This window comes from Plantactinospora endophytica, from assembly GCF_016862915.1.
In the GTDB taxonomy this organism is placed as follows: domain Bacteria; phylum Actinomycetota; class Actinomycetes; order Mycobacteriales; family Micromonosporaceae; genus Plantactinospora; species Plantactinospora endophytica.
This window is the reverse complement of sequence record NZ_BONW01000016.1, coordinates 32,214-58,297: the sequence shown is the minus strand read 5'-3', so window position 1 is coordinate 58,297 and position 26,084 is coordinate 32,214. Positions and strand designations below refer to the sequence as shown.

Below are 26,084 nucleotides of genomic sequence, written 5' to 3'. Positions count from 1 at the left end.
ACACCGTGCCCGTACCATCCGGCTCGCCCGGCGCCGGCCGAGGGAGCGCGGGCGGGAGGCCCGGTGTCGACCGCCGTCACCTGGGTAGTCCGGGTCGGCGACTGACCCGCGACAGCGACCCGGACCCCGGGACCGGCGGCGGTACCCGGAACACCGGTGCGAGGGGTCGCGTCGGAAGAGCGGTCCACGGTCCTCGTTCGTGACCCGCTCACGACCGGAGTTGCCGGATCTTGTCCCGGGCGACCGTGGCCAGGGTGGCCATCCGGTGCGGCTGCCCACGCAGGAACGCCTCGGTGAACTCCTTCGCCTGCTCGTAGCGGATTCGGCCGGGCATCGGCGGCTCGTTCGGGTTGACGGTGCAGTCGACCAACGCCGGGCCCGGGTGTGCCAGCGCCGCCCGGACCGCGTCCGACACCTGGCCCGGCTCGGTCACCTTCACGCCGTACCCGCCGCAACTGCGGGCCCACGCGGAGAAGTCGGGCTCCGGCTCCCGGTGCCGGACGGCGTACTCGGGATAGCCGAGCAGGATCTGTTCCCAGAGGATCTGCCCGTACGAGTTGTTGTTGTTCACCATCACCTTGATCGGCAGGTCGTGTCGGACGGCGGTGAGGAACTCGGCCATCAGCATCGCGAAACCGCCGTCCCCGACGTACGCGATCACCTGCCGGCCGGGGTGGGCGAGCTGCATCGCGATCGCGTACGGCAGCCCGCAGGCCATCGTCGCCAGGTTGCCGGAGAGGTAGTACTCCCGGCCGCCCCGGATCGTCCACTGCCGCGCCGACCAGGTGGCGATGGTGCCCGAGTCGCAGGTCAGGATGGCGTCGTCGGCGGCGAGTTCGTCGACGCACCCGATGAAGTACTGCGGTGCGACCGGCCGCCGCGCCGGATCCCGCAGCGCCGCCATCTCGGCCCGCCAGTCCGCGCCGGCACGCTGGTACTTCTCCAGGAACGACCGGTCGGCGGCCCGGTCCAGCAGCGGCAGCAACTGGCGCAGCGCGGTCGCGGCGTCGGCGGCCAGCGCCACCTCCACCGGCAGCCGAACGCCGATCCGGCTGGCGTCCCGGTCGACCTGCACCACCCGGACCCGCCCCGGCGCCGGCAGGTAGCTGCCGTAGGGGAAGCAGGTGCCGACCATCAGCAGGGTGTCGCACTCCTCCATCAGTTCCTCGCTGGGCCGGGTGCCGAGCAGCCCGAGACCACCGGTGGTCAGCGGGTGCTCGTCCGGCACCACGTGCTTGCCGGGCAGTGTCTTGACGATCGGCGCGGCGAGGCGGTCGGCGACGGCCAGCACCTCGTCCCGGGCGTTCCGGGCGCCGATCCCGACCAGCATCGCGATCTTCCCGCTCTCGGCGAGCACCCGGGCGGCCCGGTCGAGGTCGTCCTGCGCCGCCGGCACCGGCGGGTGCGACAGCACCGGGCTGCTCGCCGGCGGGGTCCCCGGACTGACGTGCCGGTACGGAGAACTGCCGGTCTCGGCGACCGAGATGTCGTTGGGGAAGCTCAGGTGTGCCACGGTCCCGTTGGCCAGGGCGCTCCGGACGGCGATGTCGACGACGCCCGGCATCTGCCCCGGGTTCGTCACCATCAGGTTGTAGCCGGCGACGTTCTCGTACAACTGCGGGGTGTGCACCTCCTGCTGGTAGTACGAGCCGAGTACCGAGGTCTCCTGCATGCCGGTGATCGCCAGTACCGGCACGTGGTCGAGCTTCGCGTCGTAGAGGCCGTTGAGCAGGTGGATGGCGCCGGGGCCGGAGGTGGCGACGCAGACCCCCAGCCGGCCGGTCGACTTGGCGTAACCGGTGGCCATGAAGGCCGCCGCCTCCTCGTGGTGCACCAGCACGAACCGGAGTCGGTCGGCGCACCGGCGGAACCCCTCCATCAGCCCGTTGATGCCGTCGCCGGGCAGGCCGAAAACGGTGTCGACGCCCCACTCGCAGAGCCGGGCGGCGAGCGCTTCGCCGACTATCTCCCGCATCGCCGATCCCCTCGTGAACCCCGCCGTCCCGATCCCCCGGTGAGCCCGCCGCTCCGGCTCCCCCGCGACCAGTGGTGCTGTGGAACTCAGTGGTGCAGTCGGCGGCCGAGCAGGTAGCCCAGCAGCACGCCGAACGCGACCAGGGCCGGCACGGTCAACTGGCCGCGCAGCGCCCGTACGCCCCGCTTCGGGTCGACGACGGTGCCGGCGGCGGCACCGGCCGCGCCGGTCACCGCGTCGCCGATCCGCCCGTGCGACATGGCCCGTTCCCTTCGACGTGACCGCCGGTTCAGGAGTCGTCGGCCCGGAGCTGCCGGGCCGCGACAACCCGATTATTCCGGCGAATCCGAAGGATCGTCATCAAACAGCGAAAGCTTGGGCCGGTCAGCGGAAGGAGGGGCGACAGAACGATCTTGCGCATCGCACATCCACCCCGGACGACGGCAGTAATTTCACCAATACCCCCGCGCCCGGTCGCATCGGTAGGTTCGAATGGCCCAAGGATGTGAGGAGAGGCCGTGACGGTGACCGTTCCCCAGCTCGGCGACCGTGTCGGCTCGTCACCGACGGCCCCGCGGCACACCATCGACGCCCTGGCCCGGCTGGTCGGGATGTCGCCGCGCAACATCCGGGCGCACCAGGCCCGCGGGCTGCTCGCGCCACCGGCCAGATACGGCCGGACCGCCTACTACAGCGCCAGCCACGTCCGCCGGTTGGAGAGCATCAAGTCGTTGCAACGGCAGGGCTTCAACCTGGTCGCCATCGAGGCCATGCTCGGGGTACGCCGCCCGGCGCCCCCGCCCGCCGAACCGCTGACGGCAGCGCTGAACCGGCTGGCCAACGAGCACCCGACCCTGCTGCACAGCCTGGTCCGGCACGGCGTGCTGGTACGCGCCGACGACGGCTCGGTGACCGCCGTCCGCCCCCGGGCCGTGCAACCGGCGCTCGACCTGCACTCCGCCGGAGTACCCGTGCTGACCGCCCTGCGCCTGCTGGGCGACGTACTCGAACGGCTCCGACCGGTCACCGACGAACTGGTGCCGGCCGCCGGCAACCGGCTGGCCCAGCCGCACCGGGCCGGCGCACCGGTCCCCTCCTGGCAGCAGATCGACCACGAGACGGCGGTGTTGACCCAGGGCCTGGTCCGGCTGCTCAGCGAGGCGTTCCGGGTGGCGGCGGAGAACTCCTGCGCGGCAGCCGTCATCGGCGTCACCACCGGTCCGGGAAGTCCCTCGACCACCGGCTCGTTCCCCACTGGCTCGTTCCCCACCGGCGGCACCGCCGGGGCGGTCGGCCCGTCGACCACCGGTTCGACCCCCACCACCCCCGCCACGACCGGCCCGGCCCCCACCGGCGGCCTCGGCACCAGCAGCCGCGACACCAGTAGCCTCCGCACCGGCGGTCAGGTCACGATCGGCGGCCGTTGACCGGGACCGGGACCGGGGCTGGGAACGGGGCTCGGTCCGGGGCCGGGGCTGGAATCGAGGCCGGGAACGGGGCCGGAATCGAGGCCGGGATCGGGGCCGGCCCGATGTGCCGCGTCGGCCGGCGGGGCGGCCGACCCTCCGGCGGTCCGGCCGTCCGGGCGCGCGTAGCGGGCCGGTGTGGTGCCGAGGTGCCGGACGAAATGCCGGTGCAGGTGCGCCTGGTCGTGGAAGCCGACCGCCACGGCGACGCTGGCCGGCCGCTCACCGGCCAGCAGCAGCCGGCGGGCCCGATCGACGCGCCGGCCGGTCAGGTACGCGTGCGGCGGCAGGCCGTAGGTCCGGGTGAAGGACCGGATCAGGTGGCTGGGATGGGCGTCCAGCAGTACGGCGGCCTCCCGCAGGGACATCCCGACCGAGATCCTGGCATCCAGCAGCTCCCGCAGCCGGCCGGCCAGCCGATTCGACCGGCTCGCGGGCGGGGCGGGCGCGAGCGTGTCCAGGTGCCCGCGCAGCCGTTCCCGGATCAGGGCCAGCCGGGACTCGGCCTCGAACCCGTCGCCCGGGTGCCCGAGCGAGGTGTGCAACTGGTGGATCCGGCGCCGGAGCAGCCCGTCGTCGAGTACCGGACCGTCCACCGCGCTGCCGACCAGTCGCTCCGGCAGCACCGTCGTGTCGAGATAGAGCACCCGCTTGCGGAAGCCGGCCGGGGTGACGGTCCGGCCGTCGTGGGTGACCCCGGGCGGAAGCAGCAGCACGGTACTGCCGGCGGTGATGCCGTGCCGGTGCCGGTCGAGCGCGAAGTCGACCGAACCGCCGTCGAGGATCATCAGATCCCAGGTGTCGTGGGTGTGCGCCGGATAGGCGTGCTCGGTGAAGTGCGCGTGGAAGACCTCGGCGATCCCCGGGACCGGCGGTCGCCAGGCGCTGATCGTCGTACCGGGCCGCTGGGCTGCCATGTCAGGAAACGTACAAGACTGTCCGTCACCCCCTGGCCAACAGGCTGACCAGCGCGGTACGCGAGGTGACGCCGAGCTTCCGGTAGATCCGCATCAGGTGCGCGTCGACCGTCCGGGGGCTGATCTGGAGCTGCCGGGCGATCACCCGGGAGGTGGCGCCGGTGACCGTCAGCTCGGCGACCTCCCGCTCCCGGGCGGTCAGCAGCGCCAGCGGATGCCCCTCGTCCGGTACCGCCCCGGGCCGGTCCGCCGGTGCGGTACGCCGGGACAGCCGGGCGGCCAGCCGGCGCTGCGCGCGGTCCGCCTGCCCGGCCAGCCAGCGCGCGCCGCACTCCGCGAAGAGCTGCTTGGCCCGGCCGAGCTGCTCCCGGGCCGACTGCGGATCGCCGGTCGCCACCCGTGCCTCCGCGAGCACCAGCCGGGCCCGCCCCTCGGCCACCGGCATGCCGGCCGCGGCGAGTTGGCCGACGACCGGAGTCAGCGCGGCGACGGCGTCGCCCGGGGTGCCGTAGGCCAGGCTCAGCGTCGCGCCGGCCACCGCGACCAACCCGAGCCGCCCCGGCAGGTCACCGGCGGTGCCGGCAGCCCGGGTCAGCCACCGCCGGACCTGCGGCGGTATCCCGTTCGCCGGATCCGGCCGGACGGGGTCGGCGCAGGCGAGGGCCCGCAGGGCGAGGACGTTCGCCTCGGCCGGCCCGAGACAGCGGTACGTCTCCGCGTCGGCCAGCAACTCCTGGCAGCCGGCGTCGTCGCCGACCGCGGAACTCGCCTCGGCCAGGTGCATCCGCACCACCGCCCGGGACAGCATGGATCGTGGTGGGGCACTGCCGCGCAACCGGTCCAGGGCCGGGCGTACCGCGTCCGGGCCGGCGAGCCAGAGCAGCGGGCGGAGCCGGACGGCCGCCGCCAGCGTCGCCGCCTCGCCACCGCCCTGCCAGCGGGCGATCTCCTCGGCCTCCTCGGCGTCCCGCAGCGCGTCGTCGACCCGACCGACGGTGCCGTACAGGACGGACCGGGCCGCGTAGAGCAGCGGGTGCACGTGGATCCGCCCGTACCGTAGCCCCACCTCGATGCCCCGCTCCGCGTGGGCGAGCCCGTCGTCGACCCGGTCCAGCATCGCCTCGAGCCAGGCGAGCAGCGCGATCGCGCCCAACTCGTCCCGGAGCGCGACGTCGCCGAGGGCGTCGATCAGCCGGCTGGCGTACGACACCCGGAGCCGGGCGGTGGACAGCGGCTCCCGGGCCACTGCGCAGGCGGCGAGTACGCTGCTCGCCGCCGCCTCGATCCCCCGGTGCCCGCCCTGCCGGGCCCGGTCCATGGTCTTGCCGGCGTGCCTGGCGCCGGCCCGCCAGCGACCGGCCAGCATCTCCGTGACGGCGAGTTCCAGCCGGAGCATCGTCTGCGGCGCACCGGTGGTGTCGAGCCGTTCCAGTTCGGTGGTGAGCAGCGCGCTGGCGACGTCCAGCCGGCCGGCCAGTCGCTCCAGCACGGCGAGTTGTTCGACCGCCGCGTGCCGGTGCGGGCCGGGCACCGTGACCAGCTCGTGCAGTACGATCCGCGCCTCGTCGAACCGGCCGGTCACCCCGAGCGCCTTGGCGAACAGCAGGCGCAGTTCGGCCCGGCGGTCCGTCCGGCCCGGGTCGTCCGGCAGCGCCGACAGCGCGACGCGTAGCCAGGCGGCACTGGTGCTCGGCGCCGTACCCAGGGTGGTCATCGCGGCCGTGGCCAGCACTCCGGCAGCGGCCTCGTCACCCGGCCGGATCGCTTTGGCCAGGTGGTGGGCCCGCAGGGTGAGCGGGGCGCCGCCGCGTTCCAGATGGGACGCGGCCCGGCGGTGCGCGGCGAGCCGCCAGGCCGGGCCGGCCAGCCAGTACGCCACCGCCCGGACCAGCGAGTGCCGGAAGTCCAGTTCCGCGCCGGCCTGGCGGAGCAGGTTCCGGGCGACCAGCCCGTCGAGCGCGGCGGCGGTCCGGGGCAGGTCGAGCCCGGCCGCCGCGGCCACGGTGCCGATGTCGAGCCCGGGTCCGACCACGGCGGTGGCCTGGAGCACGAGCCGCTCGGTCGGGTTCAGTCCCCGGATCTCGTTCGCCATCGCGCCGTGCAGCGCCGTGGTCACCGGCTCGTCCGGGAAGTCGCCCCGACGCAGCGCGCCGAGGACCTGCGTCGAGGTGCCGGCGAGCAGTTCCAGGTAGAGCGGGTTGCCGCCGCTGACCTGGTGCAGCAGCCGGCGCCGGGACGCCGGCTGCGCCGGCAGCAACTGGTCGACGTCGGGGCCGGTCAGCGGGCCGAGCCGCAGCCAGGTCGGCGACGGTGCCAGGTGGGCGAGTTCCTCGGCCAGCCTCGGTGGGCACTGTTCGGACCGGAACGCCAGCACCACGGTCATCCGGGTGTCCGGCGGATGCCGCAGCAGGTAGCCGAGGAACTCGACGGAGGCGTCGTCGGCCCACTGCACGTCGTCGAAGACCAGCAGTGCCCCGGCCGGCCCGGCGGCGGCGGTGACCAGGCTGCGCAGCCGCCGGTGCCGCTGGTGCCGCTCGACGGCGGCGGTGTCCGGCCCCGGGCCGCCCGGGTCGCGGGTCACCAGGTCGTCGAGCAGCGCGTGCAGGTCGGCCCGATGATCGGGTACGTCGGCCAGCGCGTCCAGCAGCACGCCGTACGGGAGGGAGCGCTCGAACTCGGTCGCCCGGCCGAGCAGCACGGTCCGGCCCCGGCCGCCGGCCACCGTCGCCAACTCGGCGACGAGCCGGCTCTTGCCGATGCCCGGTTCACCGTGCAGGACCAGGAAACGGGGCCGTGCCTCGTCCTCGTCGAGCAGCGCGCCCATCCGGGTCACCTCGACGTCCCGACCGACCAGGGCGGCGACGCCCGGCACCCCCGGCTTCGGTACGGCACTCGGCTCCGACGGTGATGCGACCGGCACCCGCGACCTCCAGGACATGTGGCAATCCTGGTCCGAGGTAACCGTGTCGACCGTTATCCATACCAGACCGATCGGGTTAGACAATCAGCAGTCATCAGTCCATTGACACCGCAGGGCCGAGAATTTATGCCGTCGCCGTCGCCGTCTCCCCGGCCGTTGGGGATCTTGGGTCTCGTTCGTGCTGGTGGAGACGGCTGACCGACGGCGCTCGGCGGGCGTGGTCGGGTGGGGTCGACGCCGCGTCCGGAGGCGGGCGGAATTCCGGATCCCGCCCTCCCCGGCGGCCCGTACGGCCCCGGTTCCTCCCGGAGTACGGGACAGGTCGGTCCCGCAGGTAGGAACGTCGGTCCCGCAGGCAGGACCATCCGCCACGGTGGTGCCGCGCTCGGCGTACCGGAACGGGGTTGCGCGGACGCCGTCCGGCGGCCACGGCGGAGGTACCGGTGCCGTGGCCGCCGCCTCGACGGACCGTCAGTGGCGCAGCTTCGCCACCGCCATCCGGGCCACCCGCATCCCGGCCATCCCCGACGTCGCGCGGGTCAGCACCGCCCGCACGCCCTCGCCGGTCATCCCGCTCCGGCCCTTGCCGGCCATCCCGTTCATGCCCCTACCGGTCATGCCGCTCATGCCCCTGCCGACCATCCCGCCCATGCCCTTGCCGGCCATCCCGTGCATAGCCTTGCCGGCCATCCCGCCCATGCCCTTGCCGGCCATCCCGCCCATGCCCTTGCCGGCCATCCCGCCCATGCCCTTGCCGGCCATGCCCCGGATACGCCTTGCGGCCATGCCTCCGGCGGTCATCTGCTGGAGTCCCCTGCTCCGCCGCCCGATCCCGCTCATCCGGGCCAGCACACCCCGGTACACCTGGCCGGGTTTCTGCTGCTCGCCGGCGAGCGCGGTGACCACGATCAACCCGCCGGTCAGGGCCGGGATCACCCACTGCAACACCCGTAACTGTCGCTGCCGTGCCGCGACGTCCCGAGGCGTCCCGTTCTCCGGTGCCGTCGTCGCCACCACCGGCGCCTCGCTGCTCTTCTGCAACTGCATGCCGAGCAGCCGGCTGTAGCCGGTCACCGCGAGCGCCGCCACCGTCAGTCCGGTCTTGACGGCACTCATTTTTCCGACTCCGGACTGCACCAGCATCCGGGGACTCTCGGTGATCAGTTCACCGGCGGCGCCGGCCACGTGCGTACCGATCGCCGCCGCGTTCACCGGAGTCCAGCGCGCCCAGCCGGCCGAGGCCACCCCGAGCCGCTGCCTCGAGTCGCTCACCTTCGCCGCCGCGCCGTTGACCCCGACCGCCCCCATCAGGGAGCCGCCGAACCAGGCAGCCAGGCCGAGATCGTGCATCGAACGCAGTACGGTATGCCGCTCCGACATCTGCCACCCCCCGTGGTAGGAGAACCGCCGGGTACCCCCGCGGCAGGGCTCCAATCCCGCATCGGCGGCGTTTAGGGGCCTTTCTCGTGGATCTCGGCGAGACGGCCGCTAGTCGAGCACGATGTCGTCGTCGGGTACGCCCAGGTCCTGGACCTGGTAGTCGATGCTGTGCAGGGGCAGGTTCCGGACGAAGAAGACCCGCGACGGCAGCCCGCTCGACTGCCGGGCGCCCTGGGTGATGCCGGTACCGGTGAAACACAGCCAACTGATCCCGAGCACCTCCCGGATGAAGTAGTCGGTGCCCCACGGGGTGTACCTGCGCTCCCGGGTGGTGCAGCTCGAATACCACGCCTGCTGGTCGTCCGAGTAGTAGTTGCGGGGCGGCCGGCCGAGCAGCGCACGTTCCTCGTCGGTCGCCTCGAAGCAGGCCGCCCGGGTCGGGTCGGAGAGGATCCGGAACGCGGCCTTCCAGGTCGCCGGCAGCAGGTCCATCTTGCGCCGGTTGAGTTCACCGAGGTCGAAGGTGAGGGCCAGCCAGGGGCAGTTGGAGTTGTCGACCTGCTCGAAGGCGTCCCCGATCCAGAGGTTGGAGAGGACCTGCCGCAGCGTACGGTGCCGCTGCTCCTCGTGGTCGCCGACGAAGACGTACTTGCGGCTGGGCAGTCCGAGTTGGCCGGTCGGATCGAACCCGTCCCGGGGTACCAGCCGGACGGCCCGCTCGACGACCGTCCGGTCCTCGTACCGCCGCAGCAACTCGTCGGGGGGCAGGGCCAGGCGGTGCCGCAGCGTGCTCCGGAGCCGCTCGGCGACCTGCCCGAGTCCACCTCCGGCGGTGACCGGGATGGCCTGCTTGAGCCGCAGTCCGTACGGCAGTTCGTCGGCACCGGCCGACTCGTCCAGCAGTACCGGCACGACCCGGTGCAGGCCGTCCTCCCGCCGGGACAGCTCGACGGCCCGGGCCACCTCCTCCCGCTGGTAGTAGGCGCGCTCGCTGCTGGCGGAGATCAGTACCAGGGTGATCGCCGCCTGGCGCTGCGCGGCGGGCAGCCGGCTGTCCCAGTCGTCGCCGGGCAGCAGGCTCCGGTGGTCGAGGAACACCCGGAAGGGCGGAGTGAGCAGGTCGTACAGCTCTTCGGCGGCGGTGCGGTCCGCAGCGGCGTACGCGATGAAGAAGTCCCACCGGTCCTCTTGGGTCATTCCCTGCTCCCTCTCCTCGGCCCGCACCGATCGGGATCGCATCGACGCCCCATCCAAGCAGGCCGCACGGCGTCCGTCGATGCGAACCACGGACACGAGGTGCGCCGGTCCGGGGACCACGTCGCCGCCGGTGACCTCGTCCCGATGGTCATCCCGGTGCCGCCGATGATCTGGGTGCGGCAGCGGACGCGTCGGCCGCCCGGTGGAGGGCGGGTTCGCCGGGCCGGCCCGGTGGCGCCGGACGACCGGGGCTACTCGGCGAGTTCGCCCAGGGTCAGCGGCCCGACGGGAGACGGTAGACGGAGACGTGTGATCGCGAGTCTGCGGTGAACTCGGCCCCGGTCCAGTCCGCGTGCCGGCTCTCCAGCTCGAATCCGGCCAACTGCGCCATCAGGTCCAGTTCGGCCGGCCAGATGTAGCGGTGCGGGCTGCGGAACACCCGCGCCTGCCGGCCGTCGCCGAAGCGGAAGTGATGCGACACCACCTGCTGCCGCAGCACGTCGTAGGTGTCCAGACCGACGTAACCGGGCTTGGACTGGAAGACCACCGCCTGCTGGCCGGGCGGGAGCTTGCGCAGTTCGGGCACCCAGAGTTCGATGACGAACCGGCCGCCGGGGATCAGGTGACGGGCGGCGTTACGGAAGCACGCGACCTGCTCGGCCTGGCTGAGCAGGTTGGAGATGGTGTTGTAGACGAGGTAGACGAGCGAGTACTCGCCGGGCGCGGTGGCGGTTGCCATGTCGCCGACGACCACCGGAACGGTCGCCTCGTCGACCTTCGTACGCAGTTGGTCGATCATCGGCCGGGACAGTTCGATGCCGGTGACCGGCACTCCCCGCTGGCGCAACGGCACGGCCACCCGACCGGTGCCGATGGCGAACTCCAGCGCCGGCCCGGCACCGGCCAGCTCGGCGAGGCGATCCACGGTGGGCCCCAGGACCTCGGGGGCGAACATGCCGGAGCCCGGACTGTCGTAACCCTGCGCGGCCTCGGCGTCCCAGATCTCCTCCTGTCGCATCCCGCCAAGGTTGCTGCCGGAGATCTCCACTGTCCACCGATTTATGCCCGCGAATCGACCTGCCCCGGCCGAGCGCTCGTATCCGGGAACGGATCCGCACTGACTGTCCGACGGTTCGCCCTGTGCGTGGATCCGCAGGTCGGTGCCGCCGGCAGCGGCACCGGACTGGTGGCGTCGGCCCGAAATTGGGCTGCCGGCCCATTGCGGGACGGCGATGATCGCCGGGTGGCGATGCACCCCAACGAGCTGACCGTGACCGTCGACGTCGTACGCGCGCTGGTGGCCGAGCAGTTTCCCGAGTGGGCCGAGCTGCCGGTCCGGGCCGTGGTGTCGGACGGTACCGTCAACGCGCTGTTCCGGATCGGCGACCGGCTGGGGGCCCGGTTCCCGCTGGAGCCCGGCGAGGTCGACCGGACGCTCCGGTGGCTGGAAGCGGAGGCGGAGGCGGCCCGCGAGCTGGCCGGCCGTACCCGTTTCCCGACTCCCGAACCGGTCGCACTGGGACGGCCGGGCCACGGCTATCCGCTGCCCTGGTCGGTCCAGACCTGGATACCCGGCACGGTCGCCAGCGAGGCGGACCCGAGCGGATCGGTGGCGTTCGCCGAGGACCTCGCCGACTTCGTCGCCGGGGTACGCGCGATCGACACCCGGGGCCGGACGTTCGGCGGTTCCGGCCGGGGCGGCGCGCTGACCTCGCACGACGGCTGGATGGAGACCTGTTTCTCCCGCAGCGAGGAACTGTTGGACGTGCCGGAGCTGCGGCGGATGTGGGCAGCCCTGCGGATCACTCCCCGACCCGACCCGACGGACGTGATGAACCACGGCGACCTGATCCCGGGGAACGTCCTGGTGACGGCCGGGCGGCTGGCCGGGGTGATCGACGTCGGCGGGTTCGGACCGGCCGACCCGGCCCTGGATCTCGTCGCCGCGTGGCAGCTGCTCGACACTGGACCGAGGCAGGTGTTCCGGGACCGGCTGGGCTGCGATGACGAGGAATGGGAACGTGGTAAGGCATGGGCCTTCGTCCAGTCCATGGGGGTGGTCTGGTACTACGTCGAGAGCAACCCGGGGATGGCCGCTTTCGGACGCCGCAGCCTGGAGCGCCTCGTCCTCGACCACCTGTCCGGGCGGACGGGCGGCATCGGCCGGTAGCCGAGCCGCAGTGTGGACCCGACCTGCCGGGCCGGGCTGCCGGGCGGACCGGCCCGTCTGCCGAGCCGGGCTGTCGGCCCGGGCTGGACGTGGCTGCCTGCCGGGCCGGGATGGTCGGGCCCGGTCGAACGTGGCTGCCTGCCGAGCCGTGCCCTGGGGTGCCGGCTGACGTCGCCACCGCCCGCCGTCTTGTAGCATGACCGGGTTCTCCAGGCGGCTGCTGAAACGAGACGACATGCGGTGGTTCCGGCTTCTGCTGGGTAGGAAGCAGGTCCAACACGATCCGGTCCGGCAGGAGGCACTGCTCCAGGACCTCCGGCAACGGTTCGGCGCTCGCGTCCAGGCCCGGTTTCCCGACCAGGCCGACGCGGCAGCCCGGTTACTGGACGACGACGACGGCCTGGTCGTGGCGGCCAGGATCCTCCGCGAGGTGGCCGACGAGGGGCATCGGGAACTCTCCGCCCAAGCCGTCGACCTGCATCGTCGTACGGGGCACTGGCTCAGCGTCAACCGGCGGAACTACCGACCACTGTGGGAGGCGGCCGGCTCGGAGCTGCGTTGGCCGCTGTTCGCGCTGCCCTGCGGCTTCCACCCGTACGCGCAGGTCGCCGCCGCCGTCACGGTCGTCGGCGCCCGCGCCCCCCGGCTCGTCCAGGCGACCGACCCGTACCCGCTGCTGGCCCACGTGTTCGAGGTGCTCGACCTCACCGCCGTCGGCTGGGAGTACGGCGGCGTACGGGTGGACACCGACGCCGCCGCCCTGGCCCACCAGCTCATCTCCAGCGCCGCGAAGATCCGCGCGGCGATGGACGAGCCACCTCCGCTGCCGCCTCCGGCCCGGCAACTCATGCGCCGCAACAACACCATCGATGTCTACGACTCCGGCAGCCACCGGGTGGTCAACGGGATCAACCTGGGCGCGGAGATGAGACCGGCACTGCTCGCCTGACCGGTGCCGCCGGTCGCCCCGGCCAGCCGCCGACCACTCGTCTCACGCTTCCACGCGTCGGGACGAACGTCCGCTCCATCGCGCGGGATCGTCTGGGCGGCGTCGCCGGGACTCGCCAGGTCAACGGGTCCGCCCCACCGCAGAGGATCGTCTGGCCTGCGTCGCCGGGACTCGCCACGTCAACGGGTCCGTCCCAGCTCCGGGACGATCGCCCAGGACCACAGGTCCTGGCTCCGCAGACCGGACGGATAGGCCGACGACGTCGACGCCGATCCGGAGCCGGTGACCCCCGCGCCGTCCAGCCGACCGGTGGCCCGCCCTGCCGACCGGCCGGTACCGGCATCGAACAGCAGGTCGGTGACGTCGACGCCCTCGGTGTGCCGGATCACGTACTGCTCCCGGCCGTCGACGGTGACCCTGGCCGCGCTCAGTCCGTCAAGCCCGCCGAGTACCCGGTAGAGCGCGACCCGTACCGCCGGGGTGAGCACCGGGTCGGCGGTCCGGAGCAGGGTGCCCAACACCTCGGCCAGCCAACGGTCCGGGGAGCCCCGCCGCTCGCCGACTTCGGCCAGCAGTTGGGTACGCAGCAGCGCGGGATCGGTCGGCAGCTCGGCCAGCCACTGCGCGGTCGGCAGACCCAGACTCGGCCCCTCCGCGAAGAGCCGCTGTATCGCCTCGCTCGCCGTCTCGCCGCCCCCGAGCTGCACCTGCACCCCGTTCCGGCGGGCGTCGAGCACGATCATGCCGGCCGGGTCGACCCACATCTGGAGATCGGTCGGCAGCGGCTCGGCGGACGGGTCCGACCGGCCGGCCGCCGGTGGCGGGGTCGTGCCCGCACCGCTGGCGGGTCCACCCGGTCCCATTCCCGCCGTCGGCCGGCCGGGCTCACCGGTACCGCTGCCCGCCGGGTCGCCGAGCCGGGGCACGGCCACCGTCCGGGTGTGCACGTAGATGAACTGCCCGTCGGGAATCCGTACCGGGTCGACCGTGCCGGCGCGGGCGGTCAACTCGTCGAGCGCGGCCCTGACGTCGACCGGACCGTCGTACCGCACTGTGCCGGCCGGCGTTGCCGTACCGTCCGGCACCCGGGTGTCCGACGGGGCGAACAGCAGGCCCGCGCCGAGGGCGAGGCCGCACACCACGGCGGCGGCGGTGACCGGCAGGACCAGGCGCGGTCGCCAGGGCCGCCGCTGCCGCGCCGCACGCTTGCTGACGACGGCCCGCCAGGTACGCGCGACCGCCTCGTCGTCGGGCTCGGGCAGTCCGGGCGGCAGGGTACGCACGGCCACCAGGTCGGGATCGGTTCGGCTCATCGGTTCTCTCCTTCGGCGGGCAGGGCGGCGCGCACCTTCGTCCGGGCCCGGTGCAGGGCCGACTGGACCGAGCCCAGCGGAATGTCGAGCGCGGCGGCGATCTCGGCGTACTCCAGTTCGGCGACGGCGTAGAGCATCAGCACGTCCCGTTGTCGTCGGGGCAGTTTGGCGAGTACGGCTGCGAGCCGGGCGACGGATCGCTGGGCGTCGACCCGTTCGGCGCTGCGCAGTGCCGGACCCTCGCTGACCAGGTCAGCCGGGACGGCCGTACGCAGCAGCCGGAGTTCGGTGCGCAGGTGCCGCCGCAACAGGTTGGTGGCGATGCCGTACAGCCAGGGCAACAGGGCACCCCTGGTCGGGTCGTACCGCTCGCGTCGCTCGTACGCGAGCAGGAACGTCTCGGCGACCACGTCCTCCGCGACGTCGTCGCCCACCCGGCGTGCGCAGTACCGCAACAGCTCCCGGGCGTACCGGTCGAAGAGTCCGGCCAGGTCGCCGGCGTCGACCGACTCCCGGTCGGCGATGTGCGTCTTCATACCCTCTCTTGCCAGCACCGTCCCGCGATGTTCCCGTGCCGCCGATCGGGCACCGTCCCGGGGTACCGGATGTCAGGGACCGTCCTCCGCGTCGGGTATCGCGGTCGTGGCCCGGCCGTCGCCCTCGGCGACCCGGGGCAGCGCCCGCCACCGGTCCGGCGCGTCGCCCGGCGGATAACCCTCGGGCGGCCCGGCGCAGATCACGTAGTGGTCCGGCGCCCGTACGTCGGTCCGGCCGCGTAGCGCCGCCATCACCGCCGCGTGTACCCGCCGCACGTCGACGTCCCCCAAGCCTGGCACCTCCCCCGCCTCCGGCGGATTCGACACGCTCGGCAGCTTCAGCACGCCCGGCAGGTCCGCCGCGTCCGGCGGCTTCAGCAGGTGCGGCCGGTCCGCCGCGTCCGACAGCTTCAGCAGGTCCGGCCGGTCCGCCGCGTCCGACCGATTCGACATCTCCGGCAGGTCTGCCGCGTCCGGCAGTTTCAGCAGGTCCGGCAGATACCCGGTGAGCCGGGCCGGGCTGGCCGGGCCGGCCGGGCCGGTGCTCGGCTCGACGGCCACCGCGACGTCCTCGGCCCCGGTGGCGGTCCGCAGCACCGCCCGGACGGCGTCGAGGTTCAGCCAGTCCGGCCCGACCCGGATCCAGCCGTCGGGACGGTGGACCGGGCTGATCCCGGTCACCACGCTGATCCGGTGCACCGGCAGGTCCTCGTCGACGCCGTGCACGAGTAGCGTCTCCACTCCGGTCAGCAGGCTCGCCGCCGCGACCCGGGACAGGTACGCCGTGTCCGCGAGCAGGTAGAGCAGGCAGCGGTCCGGCGCGTACTCCACGGTGAAGAACGCCTTCGCGTGCGCCCTCGGGGTGCTGAAGTCGACGAAGACCCGGCCGTCGGCGGCGGGCGGGGCGGGCAGCCCGGACCACGGCTGTCCCATCCGGATGTCGTTGAAGAAGACCAGCAGGTCGACGGTGGCGCCGCGCTCGTACCGGATCCGGCTCTTGATCCGGTCCAGCGCGGCCGGATCGTACTGGCCGTTGCGGTAGCCGGCCCGGGCCCGCTGGTGTCCGTGCCGGAGGAGTTCGGCGAGGGTGGTCGGTGTCGTCAGGTCCAGCACCAGCAGTGCGTCCTGGGCGAGCTTGCCGACCATGTCCCGCACCGGCGGCTCGCGCCGGTTGGCCGAGACCAGGCGCACGGCTGCCCGCTCGTGCCCGGTCAGCGTGGCCAGCAGGGTGGTGCAGGCGACCGCGAGCACCGTCGTCGTACTCACCCGGCATCTCGCGGCCAGCAGTTCGGCGGCGGCGGCGATGCCGGGCGAGTCGATGCCGAGCCGCAGGTAGCGGTCGGGTTCGGGGGTACGGGTCGGCACGTCGAACAGCGACCGTGGCGCGACCCGCAGCCCGGCCTCCCAGTACGCCAGCGCCGTGCCGCCCCGGTCCGCGACGGGTCCGGCCGCCTCGGCGGCAGCCTGGTCCAGGGGCTGCCATCCGGGGGTACGCCCCGGCTCCGCCCCGGTCAGCAGCCGGGTCCACTCCGCCTCGACGACGTGCAGGGCGGCCCAGTCGGCGGCCAGGTGCGAGACGGCGAGCGCGACCGCGTACGGCCGTCCTGCGGCGACGACCACCGCGCAGCGCAGCGGTAGTTCCCCGCCGTGCCGGAACGGCGTGCCGGCGAGTTCGCCCGCCACGTCGGCGGTGAACTCGTCGGGCGGGTTCGTGCCGGCGTTCCGGACGGCCACGGTCAGCCGACCGCCGCACACGACGTGCTGCTGGGGACCGTCCGGCCCGTCCGGAAAGACCGTGCGTAGCGACTCGTGCCGCTCGACCAGCACCCGGAGCGCAGCCGCCACGTCCGCCAGCTCCGGCCCGACCGGCGCCGCCTCCCCTGACCGGGCCGATGCCGCCTCCCCGGGCCGCGCCGATGCCGTCGACGTCTGCCGGGCGGTGGTCGGGATCGGCAGCACGTACGGGAGGTTCAGGCTCGTCTCGTCCGGGCCGAGCCATTCGACCCAGCGCCAGACCGAGCGCTGTCCCCAGGTCAACGGTGCCGTGCCGCCCCGGGCGCCGGTGAAGGTGATCTCCACGGACCGGATCGCCGCCATCGCGATCTACTCCCTCATATGCTTATATGTTTGGATATGGAGGACGAGTTCGAGTTGCCGGCCGACTTCGCCGGGTCGGCGCGTCCACACGAGATCCTGGGCCGGCTGCGCGCCGCCGGCCCGGTCCAGCGGGTGCGGCTGCGTCCGGGGCCCGCCGTCTGGCTGGTCACCGGATATCCCGAGGTGCTCGCCGCGTTCGGCGACCGGCGCCTGAGCAGCGAGGCCCGGTACGCCGCCGACGTGTTGCTGGCCGAATCGCCGAACGCCGGGCAGGTCGACGACGGCGACCACCTCGGCGGCAGCATGCTGACCGCCGATCCGCCCGACCACACCCGACTGCGCCGGCTGGTCTCGAAAGAGTTCACCGCCCGGCGGGTCGCGGCGCTGCGCCCCCGGATCGAGCGGCTCGTGGCCGACCTGCTCGACGGGCTCGCGCCGCGCGGCCGGGCCGAACTGCTGGCGGACTTCGCGTTGCCGCTCTCCATGCGGGTCATCGGCGAGCTGCTCGGCGTGCCGCGCGCCGACCGTGAGCAGCTCCGCCGCTGGTCCGACGCGCTGTTCGCCCCGCCGGTGGACGAGGCGGCGGTGGCCGCGGTGCTGACCGCCCGGAGCGCCCTGCGCGGCTACCTGGCCGACCTGGTGACCCGGAAGCGCCGGGTGCCCGGCTCCGACCTGCTCAGCGCGCTGGCCGCCGGGCCGGTCGGCGGGCCAGTCGACGGACAGGTCGCCGGTCCGCTCGACGGCCCCGTCGCCGGGCTGGTCGACGGGCCGGCACGAAGGCAGTCCGACGGGCCGGCACGAGAGCCGTCCGATGGGCCGGGCCGAGGGCTGTCCGACGACGAGTTGGTGGCCACCGGGGTGCTGCTGCTGGTGGCCGGCTACGAGACGACCGCCGGTCTGATCACCACCGGTGCGCTGCGGCTGCTGGCAGAGCCGGGCCGGCGGGACGCCGTACGGGGCGACCCGGGGCTGGTGCCGGGTGCGGTCGAGGAGTTGCTCCGGGTCGACGGTGCCGTGGTGCTCGGCGTCGTCCGCTACACCACGGAGGACGTCGAGATCGCCGGGGTGCCGATCCCGAAGGGACAGCCGGTACTGCTCAGTACCCCGGCCGCCAACCGCGATCCGGGACGCTTCCCGCACCCCGACGTGCTGGACCTGACCCGCGCCGACAACCCGCACCTCAGCTTCGGGCACGGCATCCACTACTGTCTGGGCGCGCCGCTGGCCAGGCTGGAGGCGGAGATCGCGCTCGGTGGCCTGCTGCACCGCTTCCCCGACCTCACCCTGGCGGTGCCGCCGGACGAGATCCGCTGGCGGCCCGGGGCGGTACGCCGGCTCGCCGCCCTGCCGGTGCTGCTGACCGGGGACCCCCACGGCGCGGATCACTCCGCCGAGCCGACCAGGTGACCGGCGGCGGTACGCCGTACCGCGACGGCGCACGCCGCCAGCGCGGCCGCCCGGACGACCGCGTCCGGGGTGTAGAGCCCCTTCCCGATCCAGAGTTCGGGCGGATCGGCGTCGTCGACGTGCTCGCGCAGGTACGCCCCGGCCAGTTCGAAGACCTGCGGCGGTACCGGATGCCGGTGGTCGAGCGCGTCCAGGGCGAGCACGGCGTACGCGGTCTCCTCGGCGGTGCCGGCCGGCTCGCCCCACGAACCGTCGGCGCGCTGGCCGCCGACCAACCACCGCCAGGTGTCGGCCAGCGGCTCCGGCGGCGGCAGCCACCCGTCGACGCCGTCCGCTGAGCCCGACCGGTGTGCGGGTCCGGCCAGCGCGAAGACCACCTGCGCGGTCGCGTAGTACGCCGAGGCGTGCCACTTGTCCCGCCACCAACCACCGTCCTGCCGCTCGCCCCGGAGGTAGTCGAGGATCTTCGCGAGCTGGCCGGGGTACCGGTCCGGTCGGTGGGCGAACGCCTCGTACACCCGCGCGTTGGCCGAGACCGACGCCACCCGCTCGTACGGGAAGGTGCGGAAGCAGCTTTCGCTCTCGAAGACCAGCAGGTGGTCGAGGAGCCCGGCGACCGGGTAGCCGGTGTCGAGCAGCGCGTTGTACACCATCGCGGTGTCGTCCGAGTCGGGCACCGGAAAGCTCGGGTCGATCGCCGCCAGGCCGGTGTCACCGAGAATCCGGTGGAGCCGGTCGAGATGCGGCCGGGCGGCGGTCACCGGCAGCAGCTTGGCGCGGTTGAGCAGGTACACCGCCCAGGCGGTCTCGAACGTCGCCACCGGCCACACCTCGGGTACCCCGCCGTCGGGGTTCGCGTCGACCAGCCGCTCCAGGTAGCGCAGCGCGGCCGGGTCTCCGGTGGCGGCCCAGTAGGCGGCGGTGGCCGACGGCGAGTTGCCCAGCGAGCCGTTCCCAGAGCGGAACCTGCCGGCGAGTCCCGGCGCGAACACGTCGCCGAGCACCTCCAGCGAGTACAGCAGCGTGGTCGGCCGGGTGCGCAGCGCGTCGGGCGGGATCCGGTCGAGCTTGTCGGCGCGCATCCGGTCCAGGTCGCCGAATTCGGCGTACGGCAGCCGCAGCCCCGCCCGCCGCGCCTCGGCGAGCAGGTGCGGAACGGCCAGTTCGAAGGCGATCGTCTCGTACCCGGCGTCGCGCCAGTCGGCGGCGTGCCGCCACAGGTACCCGGTGGCCGACTCGATCGCCTGCCGCGCCCAGTCCTCGGCCGAGCCGGCCAGCGCCAGCAGCGCGGCCAGGGTGCTGACCAGCCGGTCCGGCGGCTGCGGGACGGCACCGCCCCACGAGCCGTCCGGCCACTGGTGCCGGCGCAGCCAGTCGAGCGCGCCGGGGAACAGCGGACTGCCGTCCGGTCGGTGCAGCCGGGCCACGAACGACGTGCTGTAGGCGATGGGCCGGATCGACCCGTCCCCGAGCCCGTCGACAAGTACGGTCGCCCGGTGGGCGAGCCGGTCGGGTTCCTCGTACGTCATGTCGCCCCCGTGATCCAGTCGAGAAACTGCCAGTCGTCCTTTCCCGGCCCGCGCCCGCCCGGCGAGCGGAAGTCGATGTGCTGGTAGATCCGGGTGCCCCAGACGGCCATCCGGTGCACCGCGACGGCGGGCGGGAAGGCGGCGGCCAGCAGCGGGGCGAGCCGGTCGTGACAGCGGGCCAGCAGGTCGCCGACCATGGCCCGGACCTGCTCGGTGGTGAGCCCGAGCCGCAGGGCGTCGAGGTTGCCTTCGGCGCTCTCCCGGGCGTGCCCGCGCAGGTCGTTGGCGAGTCGTACGGCGAGCGCCGCGTCCCGCAGCGCGGGCAGCAGGGCGGGGGCGTCGAACGGCGGCATCGCCGCCCACAGCGCGGTGACGTACATCGGCACCCCGACGGTGTGTACGGCGTGCCGCAGGTACTCGCCCGGCTCGGCGGGTGCGGCGCCGGTCGCGAGGGCCCGCCCGGTCACCGCCTCGTAGCGCATCCCGTCGACCAGCCGGTGCACGGTGTCCCGCCACAGCGGCTCGACAGTGGCGAAGCCCGACCGGTCGGCCAGGTCGGCGCGGATCCCGGCCAGCGCCGCCGCGATCGGGTCTGCGGCGTCCACGCGGGCCCCGCCGGCCGCCGCCCGGCAGTTCGCCAGGATCGGGTCGAGTTCGGCGAGGTCGCCCGGGTGGTTGTCGACGGTGTCGTCCAGTGCGGTGATCCAGCTCCAGATCCGGGTCGCCAGGTGCAGCGTGTCGACGTCCAGCCACGGCGTGACGAACGCGGTGCTCAGGCAGAAGACGTTGACGTGTGCGGCGGGGAACGGCGGCCCGTTCGCGGCGGTCCAGTCCGCCAGCCGGTCGATCAGGCGCAGTGCGGTGACGCAGGTGTCCACGGCCGCGTCGATCGGCAACGGCTGCGGCTGCGGTGGCGCGGGAACGGGGGCGGAGACGGGGTCGGGAGCGGCCGGACGCGTCGGTACGGGATTCATCGGCCGACCCCCTTTGACATATCCATTGATATGCCTCAATGCTAGACATTCGGCAACATAACTTCCACGGGGGGAACGTGAATGAAGAGCGGACCGGACGATCTCGCGATCTTCGGCGGCACACCGGCCTTCGACCGGCCCCGGTACGTCGGCCTGCCGAACATCGGCGACCGGGACCAGCTCTTCGCGCTGCTCGGCGAGGCGCTGGACCGACGCTGGCTGTCCAACGGTGGGCCGCTGGTCCGGGAGTTCGAGCGGCAGGTCGCCGACCTGGCCGGGGTACGCCACTGCGTGGCGACCTGCAACGCCACCGCCGCACTGGAGCTGGCGATCCGGGCGGCCGGGCTGACCGGCGAGGTGATCGTGCCGGCGTTCACCTTCCCGGCCACCGTGCACGCGGTGCGCTGGATGGGACTGACCCCGGTACTCTGCGACGTCGACCCGGACAGCGGCCTGATCGACCCGGCCTCGGCCGCCGCCCGGATCGGTCCCCGGACCAGCGGGATCATCGGGGTGCACCTGTGGGGCCGGCCCTGCCCGGTGACCGAGCTGACCCGGGTCGCCCGGCGGCACGGCCTCGCCCTGCTCTTCGACGCGGCCCAGGCGTTCGGCTCGGCGTACCCGGGGCGGCCGGTCGGCGGGGCCGGGCTCGCCGAGGTGTTCAGTTTCCACGCGACGAAACTGGTGAACGCGTTCGAGGGCGGCGCGGTGGTCACCGACGACGGGGCCCTCGCCGCCCGGGTACGCGCGATGCACAACTTCGGCATCGTCGGCGAGGACGAGGTGGCGCTGACCGGTACCAACGCCAAGATGAGCGAGGCCGCCGCCGCGATGGGGCTGGTCTCGCTGCGCGGCATGCCCGACTTCGTGGCCCGTAACCGGGGCAACCACCGGCGCTACCTGGCGGCCCTGACCGGGGTGCCGGGCGTCGAGCTGCTGGACCCGGATCCGGCCGCCCGGCACGGCCAGCATTACGTGGTGCTCCGGGTGGACCGGGAGCGGTTGGGCGTACACCGGGACGACCTGATGGCCGTGCTGCGCGCGGAGAACGTCGTCGCCCGGCGGTACTTCTATCCGGGGTGTCACCGGATGGCGCCGTACCGCTCGGACGGGTGGTCGTTCCCGCACGCCGACGCCCTGGCCGACGCCCTGCTCACCCTGCCGACCGGCACGGCCGTCGAGGCGGCGGAGATCGACCGGATAGCCGAGGTCGTCCGGGTGGTGGCGGCGCACGCGCCGGTCGTCGCGGCCCGGCTGGCCCGCCCGGCGGAGCAGGCGGCGGTTGCCCGGCGGTCCGGCGCGGCGCGGGCGGGGCATCAGCCCGGCGTCCCGCTACCGGTCGCGGCCGGCGACGAAGTCGCCGAGCGCGGCCAGTAGCCGACTGGCGGCGCCGTGCCGGGACAGCTCTGTCAGCGCCCGGCCGGCCGCCGCCACCTCCTCGCCGACGGCCCGCTCGGCCCAGGCCCGGCCGCCGGCCTCCTCGACCAGCCGGGCGGCCCGGGCGAGCCGGTCCCCGGTGAGCGGATCGGTTCCGGTGTAGAGCCGGCCGAGCTGGTCGGCCGCGTCGTTGCCGGCGGCCAGCGCGGCGGCGACCGGCAGGCTCTTCTTGCGCCGGCGCAGGTCGACCAGGGCGGGCTTGCCGGTCTGCCGTGGGTCGCCCCAGATGCCCAACAGGTCGTCCCGCAACTGGTACGCCATCCCGAGGTGCCGCCCGAACCGGGCCAGTACGTCCCGGGCCGCCTCGCCGGCACCGCCGAAGAGACCGCCGAGCCGGCAGGCACAGGCCAGCAGCGAACCGGTCTTCGCCGTGGACATCCGTACGCAGTCCGCCAGCGAGACCGACTCGGCTCCCTCGAAGGCCAGGTCCATGCTCTGCCCCTCGATCAGCTCGTCGATGGTCGCGGCGAGGTCGTTGGCGGCCTGTGCCGCCGCCGGATGGCCGGACCGGGACAGCACCTCGAAGGCGAGCGCCAGCAACGAGTCGCCGGCCAGGATCGCCCGGGCCGGACCGAAGACCGTCCACGCCGCCGGCCGGTGCCGCCGGGTCGGGTCCTGGTCCATCACGTCGTCCTGGAGCAGCGTGCAGGTGTGCAGCAACTCCACCGCGACGGCGGCCGGCATGGCGGTCGCCGTCGCGGTGGCACCGCCGACGGCGCGGGCGCTGGCCAGGGCGAGGGCGGGGCGGATCGCCTTGCCGCCCGGCGCGCCGTCCGGCCGGCCGTGCCGGTCGAGCCAGCCCAACTGGTACCCGCAGACCCGGCGCGTCCAGGGATTCAGCCGGTCGACCGCGGACATCACCTCGGGGGTGATCTGGGCCTGGATGTCGGCGAGCCAGCCGGCGGGGTCGTCGACCCCGGTCTGCGATCCGCGCGTCATCGCCATCCCCCCGTGCCGTCCCGGTCGTCCCAGCGGGCGGCACGACGGCGGGCCACGGGTCAAGCCTAGCCATCCATCGATAGATTTACCTATATTGCATTTCGCTCCGAGCCGTGAGATCGTGGCGACGGACAGTGATCAACCGCCACGCCGTCGTCGCCGCCGGTGCGGCGTGGACGCCCCTGTCCACACGGGGAGGTCGATCGTGAGCAGCCCGAACACGTCCGCGCCCGTCGCACCCGACCGGCTACCGCTGCTCGGCCACGCGGTGCAGCTCCGGCGCCGGCCCCTGGCGTTCCTCCAGTCGGTACGCGGCCTCGGCGACGTGGTCCGGATCCAGCTCGGCCCCCGCCCGGCGTACGTGGTCAACCATCCCGAACTCGTCCGCCAGGTGCTGGTCACCGACGCCCGCCGCTACGACAAGGGCGCCTTCTTCGACAAGGTACGCGCCATCGTCGGCAACGGCCTGGTCAGCTCCAACGGCACGTTCCACCTGCGCCAGCGCCGGCTGATGCAACCGGCCTTCCACCACCGGCAGATCGCGCACTACGCCGACATCATGCGGGACTACCTGGTCGACCTCGCCGAGTCGTGGCGCCCCGGCCAGGCGCTCTCGGTGCACGAGACCATGCACGAGGTGGCGCTGGCCCTGATCGGCCGGACCCTCTTCTCCTCCGACATCGGCGCGGAGGCGGTCGCCGAGGTGAAGCGCTCCATCCCGATCGTCCGGGACGGCGTCACCCGACGCACGCTCGCCCCGATCGAGCTGCTGGAGAAGCTGCCCACCCCGGGCAACCGGCGCTTCGAGGCGGCGATCGTCCGGATCCGCCGGGTCATCGACGAGGTCATCCGGGCGTACCGGGCGGACGGGGTGGACCGGGGCGACCTGCTTTCCATGCTGATCCGCAGCCGTGACCGGGAGACCGGCGAGTCGATGACCGACGAGCAGGTCAGCGACGAGGTGGTCACCGTGATGCTGGCCGGTAGCGAGACCACCGCCAACACCATGGCCTGGGCGTTCTACCGGCTCGGCCGGCACCCGGAGATCGCCGACCGGCTGGCCCGGGAGGCCGACGAGGTGCTCGGCGGCGAGCCGCTCACCTTCGCCGACCTGCCGAAACTCGAATACACCGGCCGGGTGCTCAAGGAGGTGGTCCGGCTCTATCCACTGTGGCTGGTGATGCGCCGGTCGCTGACCGGGGTGACGCTCGGCGGCGTACGGCTGCCGGCCGGCGCCGAGGTGGTGCTCAGCCCGCTGACGATGCACCGCGACCCGGCGCTCTTCCCCGATCCGCTGCGCTTCGACCCGGACCGATGGCTGCCGGAGCGGGCCGGACGGGTCCCCCGGCACGCGTTCATCCCGTTCGGCTCCGGCAACCGGCAGTGCATCGGCGACGAGTTCGGCTGGACCGAGGCGATGATCGCGCTGACCACGATCGCCGCCCGGTGGCGGCTGGAGCCGAGACCGGGACACGTGGTGACCGAGGCGGTCGCCGCCACCGTCTACCCCAGCTCGCTGCCGATGGTCGCGGTGCCCCGGCGCGGTGCCGGCGGATGAGGGTCCTCGTCCTCTCCTACGGCACCCGGGGCGACGTACAGCCGATGGCCGCCCTCGGACACGCCCTGCGGGTCGCCGGGCACGAGCCGCTGCTCGCCGCCCCGGCCTCGTTCGCACCGCTGGCCCGAGGCCACCGGATTCCGTTCGCCGGGCTGGACGAGGGAGTACTCCGGCTCTGGTCGGCACCGGAGATCCAGGAGGCGGCGGGACACGGCCGGGGTGGTCTGCGCTCGCTGCGGGCGTACACCGATCTGGTCGCCCGGATGCGCCCGGCGGTGCGGCGGCTCCTCGACGGCGCCTGGGCGGCGGCCCGGGACAGCGGCGCGGAACTGCTGGTGCACTCCCCGGTGGCGATCGCCGGCCCGCACCTCGCCGAACGGCTCGGCATCCCGGCGGTGGTCGCCGCGCTCGACCCGCTCTACGTGCCCACCCGCGAGTTCGCCAACCCGCTGCTCCTGGCGCCGAGCTGGCTGCCCGCCTCGGCCAACCGGCTCACCCACCTCGCCTTCGTACGCGGCCAGCTCCGGCTCGCCGGCCTCGGCGTCGACAGGTGGCGGGCCGAAACCCTCGGCCTGCCCCGGCGCCGGCACCGGTACGACCCGCTGCGCCGCCCCGACGGCCGGCCCACCCCGGTGCTCAACCAGGTCAGCCGGCACGTCCTGCCGCCACCGGCGGACTGGCCGCCGACGGTGCACACCACCGGCTACTGGTACCTGCCGACCGAGCCCGGCTGGGCGCCGCCGCCCCGGCTGGCCGAGTTCGTCGCCGCCGGCCCGCCCCCGGTCTACGTGGGTTTCGGCAGCGTCGTCGGCTACGACCCGGCCGGTACCGCCCGCGAGGTGCTGGCCGCGCTCGACCGGGCCGGGGTGCGGGCGGTGCTGGCCACCGGCTGGGGTGGCCTCGCCCCCGGCACCGCGCTGCCGGAGAGCGTGCTGGCCATCGACTCCGCCCCGCACGACTGGCTATTGCCCCGGATGTCGGTGGTGGTGCACCACGCCGGCGGCACCACCTGGACGGCAGCCGCCGCCGGCCGGCCGCAGGTGGTCTGCCCGGCCGTCGGCGACCAGCCGTTCTGGGCCCGCCGGATGCACGCGCTCGGCGTCGCCCCGCCGCCCGTGCCGGCCCCCGCGCTGCGCGCCGACCGGCTGGCCGGGGCGATCCGGACGGCGTACGACGACGTCGGGATGGCCGACCGGGCGGCCCGGCTCGGCGCCCTGGTCCGGGCCGAGACCGGGGCCGCCGACGCGGTCGCCGTACTGGAGAAGGTGTACGCGCAACGATGAGCACGGACAGCCGACATCCCCTGACGGCCGGCGCGGA

The 26,084-nt window shown here is 73.8% G+C and carries 20 protein-coding genes; 7 read left to right on the top strand and 13 right to left on the bottom strand.

Going from position 1 to position 26,084, the window contains the following annotated elements; translation table 11 throughout:
• Positions 1–208 precede the first annotated feature (208 nt).
• Together Pen02_RS16335 and Pen02_RS16330 are read right to left on the bottom strand one after the other, a co-directional pair.
• The gene (locus Pen02_RS16335; RefSeq protein ID WP_203866908.1) at positions 209–1,975 is read right to left on the bottom strand and encodes a thiamine pyrophosphate-dependent enzyme; all 1,767 of its coding nucleotides are present in this window, start codon (positions 1,973–1,975) and stop codon (positions 209–211) included.
• Between the two features lie 86 nt (positions 1,976–2,061).
• Positions 2,062–2,235 carry a hypothetical protein gene (locus Pen02_RS16330; RefSeq protein WP_203866907.1) on the bottom strand — a complete coding sequence of 58 codons (174 nt, stop codon included), beginning with the start codon at positions 2,233–2,235 and terminating at the stop codon, positions 2,062–2,064.
• Between the two features lie 258 nt (positions 2,236–2,493).
• Here Pen02_RS16330 and Pen02_RS16325 point away from each other — a divergent pair, with 258 nt between their 5' ends.
• Positions 2,494–3,402: a MerR family transcriptional regulator gene (locus Pen02_RS16325; protein WP_203866906.1), complete on the top strand. Its 909-nt coding sequence runs from the start codon at positions 2,494–2,496 to the stop codon at positions 3,400–3,402.
• Here Pen02_RS16325 and Pen02_RS16320 read toward each other — a convergent pair.
• The 5 genes from Pen02_RS16320 to Pen02_RS16300 all read right to left on the bottom strand — a co-directional run bounded on the left by Pen02_RS16320 (position 3,378) and on the right by Pen02_RS16300 (position 10,873).
• Entirely contained in the window at positions 3,378–4,358 is a 981-nt protein-coding gene (locus tag Pen02_RS16320) for a helix-turn-helix domain-containing protein (RefSeq protein WP_239140844.1), read from the bottom strand. The genes Pen02_RS16325 and Pen02_RS16320 overlap by 25 nt on opposite strands.
• Positions 4,359–4,383: 25 nt before the next feature.
• Positions 4,384–7,296 (bottom strand): helix-turn-helix transcriptional regulator, encoded by a 2,913-nt coding sequence (locus Pen02_RS16315; RefSeq protein ID WP_203866905.1) that lies wholly within the window; start codon positions 7,294–7,296, stop codon positions 4,384–4,386.
• A 453-nt stretch (positions 7,297–7,749) separates the two neighbouring features.
• The gene (locus Pen02_RS16310) at positions 7,750–8,658 is read right to left on the bottom strand and encodes a hypothetical protein (RefSeq protein ID WP_239140842.1); all 909 of its coding nucleotides are present in this window, start codon (positions 8,656–8,658) and stop codon (positions 7,750–7,752) included.
• Positions 8,659–8,766: 108 nt separating this feature from the next.
• Complete coding sequence (locus Pen02_RS16305) at positions 8,767–9,855, bottom strand: toll/interleukin-1 receptor domain-containing protein (RefSeq protein ID WP_203866904.1); 1,089 nt, start codon at positions 9,853–9,855, stop codon at positions 8,767–8,769.
• Positions 9,856–10,129: 274 nt separating this feature from the next.
• A complete protein-coding gene (locus Pen02_RS16300) occupies positions 10,130–10,873 on the bottom strand; it encodes a class I SAM-dependent DNA methyltransferase (RefSeq protein WP_203866903.1) in 744 nt (247 codons plus the stop codon).
• Between the two features lie 231 nt (positions 10,874–11,104).
• Between Pen02_RS16300 and Pen02_RS16295 the strand changes: the two genes are divergently transcribed.
• Together Pen02_RS16295 and Pen02_RS16290 are read left to right on the top strand one after the other, a co-directional pair.
• On the top strand, positions 11,105–12,025 hold the full coding sequence (locus Pen02_RS16295) for an aminoglycoside phosphotransferase family protein (RefSeq protein ID WP_203867280.1): 921 nt from the start codon (positions 11,105–11,107) through the stop codon (positions 12,023–12,025).
• 235 nt (positions 12,026–12,260) lie between these two features.
• Positions 12,261–12,974 (top strand): hypothetical protein, encoded by a 714-nt coding sequence (locus Pen02_RS16290; protein ID WP_203866902.1) that lies wholly within the window; start codon positions 12,261–12,263, stop codon positions 12,972–12,974.
• A 179-nt stretch (positions 12,975–13,153) separates the two neighbouring features.
• On the opposite strand, the gene Pen02_RS16285 is transcribed toward Pen02_RS16290, so the two are convergent.
• From Pen02_RS16285 to Pen02_RS16275, 3 genes are all read right to left on the bottom strand, one after another.
• The gene (locus Pen02_RS16285; RefSeq protein WP_203866901.1) at positions 13,154–14,287 is read right to left on the bottom strand and encodes a hypothetical protein; all 1,134 of its coding nucleotides are present in this window, start codon (positions 14,285–14,287) and stop codon (positions 13,154–13,156) included.
• Positions 14,284–14,823 (bottom strand): RNA polymerase sigma factor, encoded by a 540-nt coding sequence (locus Pen02_RS16280; RefSeq protein WP_239140840.1) that lies wholly within the window; start codon positions 14,821–14,823, stop codon positions 14,284–14,286. The genes Pen02_RS16285 and Pen02_RS16280 overlap by 4 nt, the downstream gene beginning before the upstream one ends.
• Before the next feature lie 72 nt (positions 14,824–14,895).
• Positions 14,896–16,920, bottom strand: a complete 2,025-nt coding sequence (locus Pen02_RS16275) for a condensation domain-containing protein (protein ID WP_203866900.1) — start codon at positions 16,918–16,920, stop codon at positions 14,896–14,898.
• A 36-nt stretch (positions 16,921–16,956) separates the two neighbouring features.
• Between Pen02_RS16275 and Pen02_RS16270 the strand changes: the two genes are divergently transcribed.
• Positions 16,957–18,327 carry a cytochrome P450 family protein gene (locus tag Pen02_RS16270; RefSeq protein ID WP_239140921.1) on the top strand — a complete coding sequence of 457 codons (1,371 nt, stop codon included), beginning with the start codon at positions 16,957–16,959 and terminating at the stop codon, positions 18,325–18,327.
• Here the strand turns inward: Pen02_RS16270 and Pen02_RS16265 are convergent.
• Together Pen02_RS16265 and Pen02_RS16260 are read right to left on the bottom strand one after the other, a co-directional pair.
• The gene (locus Pen02_RS16265) at positions 18,303–19,856 is read right to left on the bottom strand and encodes a prenyltransferase/squalene oxidase repeat-containing protein (protein WP_203866898.1); all 1,554 of its coding nucleotides are present in this window, start codon (positions 19,854–19,856) and stop codon (positions 18,303–18,305) included. The genes Pen02_RS16270 and Pen02_RS16265 overlap by 25 nt on opposite strands.
• Complete coding sequence (locus Pen02_RS16260) at positions 19,853–20,830, bottom strand: terpene synthase family protein (RefSeq protein WP_203866897.1); 978 nt, start codon at positions 20,828–20,830, stop codon at positions 19,853–19,855. The genes Pen02_RS16265 and Pen02_RS16260 overlap by 4 nt, the downstream gene beginning before the upstream one ends.
• Before the next feature lie 81 nt (positions 20,831–20,911).
• On the opposite strand from Pen02_RS16260, the gene Pen02_RS16255 reads away from it, so the two are divergent.
• Entirely contained in the window at positions 20,912–22,207 is a 1,296-nt protein-coding gene (locus tag Pen02_RS16255) for a DegT/DnrJ/EryC1/StrS family aminotransferase (RefSeq protein WP_203866896.1), read from the top strand.
• Here the strand turns inward: Pen02_RS16255 and Pen02_RS16250 are convergent.
• Complete coding sequence (locus Pen02_RS16250; protein WP_203866895.1) at positions 22,163–23,206, bottom strand: polyprenyl synthetase family protein; 1,044 nt, start codon at positions 23,204–23,206, stop codon at positions 22,163–22,165. The genes Pen02_RS16255 and Pen02_RS16250 overlap by 45 nt on opposite strands.
• A 205-nt stretch (positions 23,207–23,411) precedes the next feature.
• On the opposite strand from Pen02_RS16250, the gene Pen02_RS16245 reads away from it, so the two are divergent.
• Together Pen02_RS16245 and Pen02_RS16240 are read left to right on the top strand one after the other, a co-directional pair.
• Positions 23,412–24,764, top strand: a complete 1,353-nt coding sequence (locus Pen02_RS16245; protein WP_239140838.1) for a cytochrome P450 — start codon at positions 23,412–23,414, stop codon at positions 24,762–24,764.
• Complete coding sequence (locus Pen02_RS16240; protein WP_203866894.1) at positions 24,761–26,047, top strand: glycosyltransferase; 1,287 nt, start codon at positions 24,761–24,763, stop codon at positions 26,045–26,047. The genes Pen02_RS16245 and Pen02_RS16240 overlap by 4 nt, the downstream gene beginning before the upstream one ends.
• Positions 26,048–26,084: the final 37 nt, after the last annotated feature.

Bases quoted from the DNA above. Each gene is read 5' to 3' on its own strand.
- Pen02_RS16275 (WP_203866900.1), bottom strand. From the start codon at position 16,920: ATGGCGGCGATCCGGTCCGTGGAGATCACCTTCACCGGCGCCCGGGGC.
- Pen02_RS16250 (WP_203866895.1), bottom strand. From the start codon at position 23,206: ATGACGCGCGGATCGCAGACCGGGGTCGACGACCCCGCCGGCTGGCTC.
- Pen02_RS16270 (WP_239140921.1), top strand. From the start codon at position 16,957: ATGGAGGACGAGTTCGAGTTGCCGGCCGACTTCGCCGGGTCGGCGCGT.
- Pen02_RS16315 (WP_203866905.1), bottom strand. From the start codon at position 7,296: ATGTCCTGGAGGTCGCGGGTGCCGGTCGCATCACCGTCGGAGCCGAGT.
- Pen02_RS16310 (WP_239140842.1), bottom strand. From the start codon at position 8,658: ATGTCGGAGCGGCATACCGTACTGCGTTCGATGCACGATCTCGGCCTG.
- Pen02_RS16320 (WP_239140844.1), bottom strand. From the start codon at position 4,358: ATGGCAGCCCAGCGGCCCGGTACGACGATCAGCGCCTGGCGACCGCCG.
- Pen02_RS16335 (WP_203866908.1), bottom strand. From the start codon at position 1,975: ATGCGGGAGATAGTCGGCGAAGCGCTCGCCGCCCGGCTCTGCGAGTGG.
- Pen02_RS16295 (WP_203867280.1), top strand. From the start codon at position 11,105: ATGCACCCCAACGAGCTGACCGTGACCGTCGACGTCGTACGCGCGCTG.
- Pen02_RS16290 (WP_203866902.1), top strand. From the start codon at position 12,261: ATGCGGTGGTTCCGGCTTCTGCTGGGTAGGAAGCAGGTCCAACACGAT.
- Pen02_RS16280 (WP_239140840.1), bottom strand. From the start codon at position 14,823: ATGAAGACGCACATCGCCGACCGGGAGTCGGTCGACGCCGGCGACCTG.
- Pen02_RS16330 (WP_203866907.1), bottom strand. From the start codon at position 2,235: ATGTCGCACGGGCGGATCGGCGACGCGGTGACCGGCGCGGCCGGTGCC.
- Pen02_RS16240 (WP_203866894.1), top strand. From the start codon at position 24,761: ATGAGGGTCCTCGTCCTCTCCTACGGCACCCGGGGCGACGTACAGCCG.
- Pen02_RS16255 (WP_203866896.1), top strand. From the start codon at position 20,912: ATGAAGAGCGGACCGGACGATCTCGCGATCTTCGGCGGCACACCGGCC.
- Pen02_RS16260 (WP_203866897.1), bottom strand. From the start codon at position 20,830: ATGAATCCCGTACCGACGCGTCCGGCCGCTCCCGACCCCGTCTCCGCC.
- Pen02_RS16265 (WP_203866898.1), bottom strand. From the start codon at position 19,856: ATGACGTACGAGGAACCCGACCGGCTCGCCCACCGGGCGACCGTACTT.
- Pen02_RS16300 (WP_203866903.1), bottom strand. From the start codon at position 10,873: ATGCGACAGGAGGAGATCTGGGACGCCGAGGCCGCGCAGGGTTACGAC.
- Pen02_RS16285 (WP_203866901.1), bottom strand. From the start codon at position 14,287: ATGAGCCGAACCGATCCCGACCTGGTGGCCGTGCGTACCCTGCCGCCC.
- Pen02_RS16305 (WP_203866904.1), bottom strand. From the start codon at position 9,855: ATGACCCAAGAGGACCGGTGGGACTTCTTCATCGCGTACGCCGCTGCG.